At 47.9% G+C, this 6,593-nt stretch carries 4 protein-coding genes; all 4 read right to left on the bottom strand.

What is annotated here, in order from left to right; translation table 11 throughout:
* Positions 1 to 2,692: FimV/HubP family polar landmark protein (locus BLS03_RS15145; protein ID WP_281241238.1), on the bottom strand; the 2,692-nt coding region annotated here is incomplete at its 3' end.
* Between the two features lie 218 nt (positions 2,693 to 2,910).
* Positions 2,911 to 3,924 (bottom strand): aspartate-semialdehyde dehydrogenase, encoded by a 1,014-nt coding sequence (locus BLS03_RS15140; protein WP_093275665.1) that lies wholly within the window; start codon positions 3,922 to 3,924, stop codon positions 2,911 to 2,913.
* On the bottom strand, positions 3,921 to 5,054 hold the full coding sequence (locus BLS03_RS15135; protein ID WP_093275663.1) for a 4-phosphoerythronate dehydrogenase: 1,134 nt from the start codon (positions 5,052 to 5,054) through the stop codon (positions 3,921 to 3,923). Before BLS03_RS15135 ends, BLS03_RS15140 begins: the two co-directional genes overlap by 4 nt.
* A gap of 226 nt (positions 5,055 to 5,280) precedes the next feature.
* Positions 5,281 to 6,492 (bottom strand): beta-ketoacyl-ACP synthase I, encoded by a 1,212-nt coding sequence (gene fabB, locus BLS03_RS15130; RefSeq protein ID WP_093275661.1) that lies wholly within the window; start codon positions 6,490 to 6,492, stop codon positions 5,281 to 5,283.
* Between the last annotated feature and the right edge of the window lie 101 nt (positions 6,493 to 6,593).

Below are 6,593 nucleotides of genomic sequence, written 5' to 3'. Positions count from 1 at the left end.
GCTCTGGCTCTGGCTCTGGCTCTGGCTCTGGCTCTGGCTCTGGCTCTGGCTCTGGCTCTGGCTCTGGCTCTGGCTCTGGCTCTGGCTCTGGCTCTTCAGTGTTTGATTGCGCTTCGAACTCGTCAAGTTCTGAAGAAACATTTTGCTCAGGTTGTTCGAATTCAGTCTCAGCGTCATCCACCTGTTGCGATGGCTCCATTAATGGATCTGCACTTGGTGCCATCTTGCTCAGGTCATCGACAAACTCTTGGCTTGAAAATTCTTCGTCGTCTTGCGCTTCGAGATCTTGCTCATCGGGCTGTGACTGCGCTTGTTTTTCGATTTCCAGCAGCTCTTCAAACAGTTCGGTTGCTTCGTCTTCGAACACATCATCACTGTCTGCCGATACTTCATCGAAATCTTGGCTTTGCTCGGATTCAGGGGCAGCATCGGATTCGCTTTCAAGTGGCTGCTCTGAAGACTCGTCAAGTAACTCGTCCAGCATCGCTGCTGAATCAGCATCGAATTCATTCTGTTCGCTATCAATCAGCTCATCAAGAAGGTCGGTACTGGTTTCATCCCACTCAAGCGATTCGCTTTCATCCGACTCCAAGGCTTCATCAAGCATTTGGTCGGCGGCTAAATGAAACTCTTCTTCAGGTTCTTGAGCAGGTTGTGTTTCAGGCTCTGGTTGTGTTTGAGAATCGGCTTGTGGACTAGATTCAAGAACTTCATCAAGCAATTGGTCTTCACCAAGCTCGAACTCTTGTTGTTCGTCGTCGAGTTCGCTCCAATTGGCCAGCTCATCAAGAGACGCATCAAAGGCTTCATCTAGTGATTGCTGACTGTTCGTATCGGCTTGCGGCTCAACCTGTTCAGCGTCACTGGCCAATTCTTCAGGTTGCTCACTTAACTCGTCATCCAGCAACTCGTCTTCTGACAGCTCGTCATCCAAGAGCTCGTCCAGCATCTGGTCATCCGCGAGATCGAAGTCTTGGTCTTCGTCAGAATCAAGTAATTCATCAAGCAACTGAGCTTCCTCAGCGGCCGAAGGTGTGGGCTCATCTTGAGATTCAAGCTCTTCAAGGTCAGGCTCTGCTTCCAACTTAGCAAAGATGTCATCAATATCGCTATCCGAGGCCAGTTTGGGCTCATCAGCCAGTGCTTGCTCTGCTGGCGGGATATCTTCTTCACTGCTTAAATCGAAATCGTCATCATCCATTTCTGACAGCAGATCATCCAGCATTGACTGATCAATTTCGCCACCATCAAGCTCTTCATTGTCAGACAGTAACGAGTCAATATCGTCTTCACTTAATGAGTTTTGATCGGCAAGGTCAAAATCATCTTGCACGTCAGCACCATTGGCGACATCGTCAAGCGCCTTCTCCATTTCCTCAAGGCCAAGCGCTTTGTCGTCTGCATTAACGCTGATGCCATTTGAACTAACGCTATCAGCAAGCTCGGTATCTAGATCGCCATCATCGCCAATACCAGCAAACGGATCTTCGCCATCTTCATCTTCGAGGTTGAAATCAAGGTCGCTATCATCGAGGTCGGCAAAAATGTCATCTTCTGGCTGTTCTTGCGTGTCATCTTTCGGCTCATCACCATCAAGATCCATATCATCGCTAAACAGCAGTTCTTCATCTTCTTTACCAGAATCACCAAACAGATCATCATCAAGAACGAGATCATCATCAACATCCTCGTTCATCTGCTCAGGATTGATTGGCATCACAGGCTCTGTTTGAGCCGTTTGTTCTTGATCTTGCTGATTATTTTTATTGCGTCGGCCAAGCAGCATCATCACAATCAAGCCAATCAACAAACCTGGAATCACGGCTAAAGCGCCAAGTACCCAAGTATTGGAAAGCAGTTTGTCCCACTCTGTCGGTGCCAGTTGTTGCTCTTTCGCAACTCGCTGACGCTCTTGTTCAAGTAATTTTTCTACTTCGCTGCGAATGCGGTTTTCATCACTCAATTCGCCTTTAAGTACATCCACTTCAGATTGAACATCGGCGAGCATGAGACGCAATTTGTGGTTTTTCTCTTCCAGCGCCATCATTTCAGATTCTGACGACTGAAGCTGATTCTCTAACTGCTTAACCTGAGTGGCTTTCTCTTGCGCAGCGATTTGTTGTTCAGCGCTTGGCTCACTCGCATTGGATGCAGGTTGTGGCTCTGGATTCGCGACAGGTGGCGGCGTTACTGTTGGTGGTGCGGTTACAGGCGCAGCCGTCGGAGTCGGTGCAGGGGCCGGCGCAGCAACCGCAGGGGCTGGACGTACGATTCGGTTGTTGGCGCCATTGAGTTTCGCTTGATGAGCAGCAAGCACCGCCAGCGCTTCATCATTCGATGTACCTACGACCTGAGCAAGCGATGGCACGCGCAGACGACTGCCTGGTATCAAAGCATGAATATTTTGGTTTTCAAACGCTTGAGGGTTGAGGTTAAAAATGGCGAGTAGAGTTTGCTGAACAGTAACATCGGTCGATGGACGAAGACGCGTGGCAATGCTCCACAAAGTGTCGTCTGAGCTCGTCGGACCGTAAAAACGGGAAGGTTCGCTATTGTTGTTTCTGACGATAGGATCGGAAAATTGCGGTGACGTTTGAATTTCACCATTCGGTCCTTTTAAACGAATACTCTCTGCACTAACGAATGAAGTCTGTGTCACGGCTACTAGTGCGACTGGCACTAATAAACGCATAAAAAATCGACGCATATAAAGGCTCAAGCTGTGTGCTATATCAAAGTTAAAAACACGGATCTTCTAAATATATCGGATAACCGCTTTAAAACTATAGGTTGTAAGACAAAAAATGTGTGTCAAACGCAATAATCGCAGTAATCTCACACAATATTTGTGCGATACCTTACAGGGTGCATAAAAAAGCCCCAGTTTATGGGCTGGGGCTTCGGTAAACCTTAGTAGTAATCGCGAATCAGAACTTCGGCAATCTGTACAGCGTTGGTCGCGGCACCTTTGCGAACGTTATCAGCAACAACCCACAAGTTGATGCCACTGTGATGGCTAATATCGTTGCGAATTCGTCCAACCAACACGGTATCTTTACCACCGCCGTCTCGCACTTGCGTTGGGAAATCTTCGCCATGGAAAACTTCTACCCCTTCGGTTTGCTCAAGTAGCTGAATCACTTCTTGCGCATCGATAGGCGCGCGAGTCTCTAAATGCACCGCTTCTGCATGGCCATAAAACACCGGCACACGAACGCAGGTCGGGTTAACCGCTATCGAGGGGTCATTGAAGATTTTCTGAGTCTCCCACACCATTTTCATCTCTTCTTTGGTGTAGCCGTTATCCATAAATTGGTCGATCTGCGGAATACAGTTAAACGCGATTTGTTGCGAGAACTGCTCAGGCTCTGCTGGCAACCCATTGAGCAACTTAGCCGTTTGACCAGCAAGCTCGTCAATACCCGATTTACCTGCGCCAGAAACCGACTGATAAGTCGAAACGTTAATGCGTTCAATACCTACCGCATCGTGAATTGGCTTAAGCGCCACCAGCATTTGAATAGTAGAGCAGTTTGGGTTGGCAATGATGTTGCGGTTACGAAATTCTGCAATCGCCTCAGGGTTCACCTCAGGCACCACGAGTGGAACATCGTATTCGTAACGAAATTGCGAGGTGTTGTCGATAACGACAACGCCAGCGTCAGCGGCAATCGGTGCCCAACGCTCTGATAATGCGCCACCCGCAGAAAACAGGCCAATATGCACTTGGCTCCAATCAAAATCTTCAACATTTTGTACTTGGATGGTTTTACCATTGAAGCGGTAGGTTTTGCCCTCGCTACGTTCACTCGCGAGTAGATACAGTTCACCGACAGGAAACTTACGTTCTTTCAGAACTTCTAGAATCGTTTCACCGACGGCACCTGTCGCGCCCAAAATGGCGACGTTAAATTGTTGGCTCATTGACTTACCTCAACCTGAAAACCGAGTTTCGCAAGTGGTGAAAGATTGGATGCTTCATCACCTGCAATTGTAATTGCGCTGTACTCACGTCTGTCCCAATACTGCTTACGCATCTGGTCAAACGCGCCGGGTTTATGGATTTCACGACGAAATAGCGCATCGTCTTTACGTACATCATAAACCAGTTGCGTCAGGTTATGCAGCGTCGCTTCATCCCAAGCTCGGTCCAACTTGGCGTAAGGAACCGGAGCAATAGGTAGTAGTTCGCTCGCGCTCGCCGACAAGTCACTGCCAATAAATTGACAATAGCTGTTAAAAATCATCGTCGTACCGCGCGCTTTTCCTTCTAGCCCATAACCTGCAACGTGAGGGGTTGCGAATGCTAGCAGAGGTAGCAATTCAATATCAACTTCTGGCTCGTATTCAAAAACATCCAATACTGCGATAAAACCGTCATTTTTGGTTAAACGTTGCTTAAGCGCTTGATTATCCACCACAGGGCCGCGCGCTGCGTTAATCAAAATCTGATCGCTACGTAGCGAATTCAACGCATCCTGACCGATAAGATGATGCGTGGGGTGTTCACCTTGCTTGGTAATTGGAGTATGTAACGTGATGATATCGGCCTGCTCAAGCAATTGATTCAGCGGCGTAAAATCGCGCTCATCACCCTGCTGCTGTTTCGGCGGATCGTTAATCAATACGTTGATGCCAATGCCTTTTAAGCTTTGTTCTAGGTAGCTACCAACTTGCCCTGCGCCAATGATACCGACCGTTTTATCAAACACCGAAAAGCCGTGTTGCTGCGCTAATACCATCATCACGCTAAACACATATTCGGCGACGCCAACCTTATTGCAGCCTGGCGCGGCAGTGAAAAAGATGCCTTTTTGTTTGAGGAATGCTTGGTCAACGTGGTCCATACCTGCGGTTGCACTGCCGACAAACTTAAGCTTGTTGGCTTTTTCAAGCAGCGCTTGGTTCACTTTGGTAACCGAGCGAATCATCAGTGCATCAACGTCGACAAGATCATCTGCGCTGATTTGACGACCGGATTTTAGGACCACTTCACCAAGCTGGCTAAAAAGCTGCTCAGCATAAGGCATATTTTCATCAATAAGGATTTTCATAACGGTTCACAATTTACAAAGGTGTGACGATTGTGCAAAAAAGCCCAATGCGTGTCGAGGGAAAACTAAGCAGTTCATAGAGATAAAAATACCCGGCGCAGTGGCCGGGTAATATTCCAGAACAAAAGGATCCTGTCCCGCTCTCCATGGGACAGAGTCTGCGTCTGTTTGGGTCGCTATGCTGACCCGCTCTGGAAACAGGTTGCCCGCTTAGGGCAGGTCCGCATTAAGCTTGGTATTTTTTGATCACCAAGGTTGCGTTTGTACCGCCAAAACCGAAGCTGTTTGACATCACAGTGTTCAACTCAACATCGCGAGTTTCAGTTACGATATCAAGGCCTTGTGCCGCTTCGTCAAGGTTTTCAATGTTGATGCTTGGCGCAATAAAGTTGTTGTGCAGCATCAAAGTTGAGTAGATTGCTTCATGAACACCAGCCGCGCCCAGAGCGTGACCTGTCATGGCTTTAGTCGCTGAAATCGCTGGGCTGTTGCCACCAAAGATTTCTTGAATCGCGCCTAGCTCTTTCACGTCACCAACTGGAGTTGATGTACCGTGAGTATTCACATAATCAACACCGTCAACATCTTGCATTGCCATCTTCATACAACGCACTGCACCTTCACCTGATGGCGCTACCATATCGTAGCCATCTGATGTTGCGCCGTAACCCACGATTTCACCGTAGATAGTTGCACCGCGTGCAAGAGCGTGTTCAAGTTCTTCAACCACGACCATACCGCCGCCGCCAGAGATAACAAAACCGTCGCGGTCTGCATCATAAGTACGTGACGCTTTATCTGGTGTCTCGTTGTATTTAGTCGACAATGCGCCCATCGCATCAAACATCATGGTCAATGACCAATCAAGCTCTTCACCGCCACCTGCAAACACGATGTCTTGTTTGCCAAGTTGAATCAGTTCAGCTGCGTGGCCGATACAGTGTGCTGAAGTTGCACATGCAGAACTCATTGAGTAGTTCACACCACGGATTTTAAACGGTGTCGCAAGACAAGCAGACACAGTTGAAGACATAGTGCGTGGCACCATGTATGGACCCACGCGTTTCACGCCTTTTTCACGCAAAATGTCTACCGCGTTGACTTGGTTCAGTGAAGAAGCACCACCAGAACCTGCAACGATACCAGTACGTTCGTTAGAGACTTGATCTTCGCTTAAGCCCGCATCAGCAATGGCTTGTTGCATTGATAGGTATGCATACGCAGCCGCATCACCCATAAAGCGCATCTGCTTGCGGTCAATGTGTTCTGCTGGATTGATCTTCAGATCACCCCAAACCTGTGAACGCAGACCGACTTCTTTAAACTGCTCTGAAGCAGTAATGCCAGATTTACCCGCTTTAAGAGACGCTAGAACTTCTTCGACGTTGTTACCGATACTTGAAACAATACCCATACCGGTGATTACGACTCGTTTCATGTGACATTCCTATAATTCAAAATTCCGCTAAATAATAACTAAGAAGGGCTGGAAAAGTGGTCAGCTTTCCTAGAAATTCGTACAATCCTTCCAAATAATTT

The sequence above is a fragment of the Vibrio xiamenensis genome (assembly GCF_900100015.1).
In the GTDB taxonomy this organism is placed as follows: domain Bacteria; phylum Pseudomonadota; class Gammaproteobacteria; order Enterobacterales; family Vibrionaceae; genus Vibrio; species Vibrio xiamenensis.
Note: the sequence above shows the minus strand (reverse complement) of the source record. Positions and strands in the feature narration are given on the sequence as shown.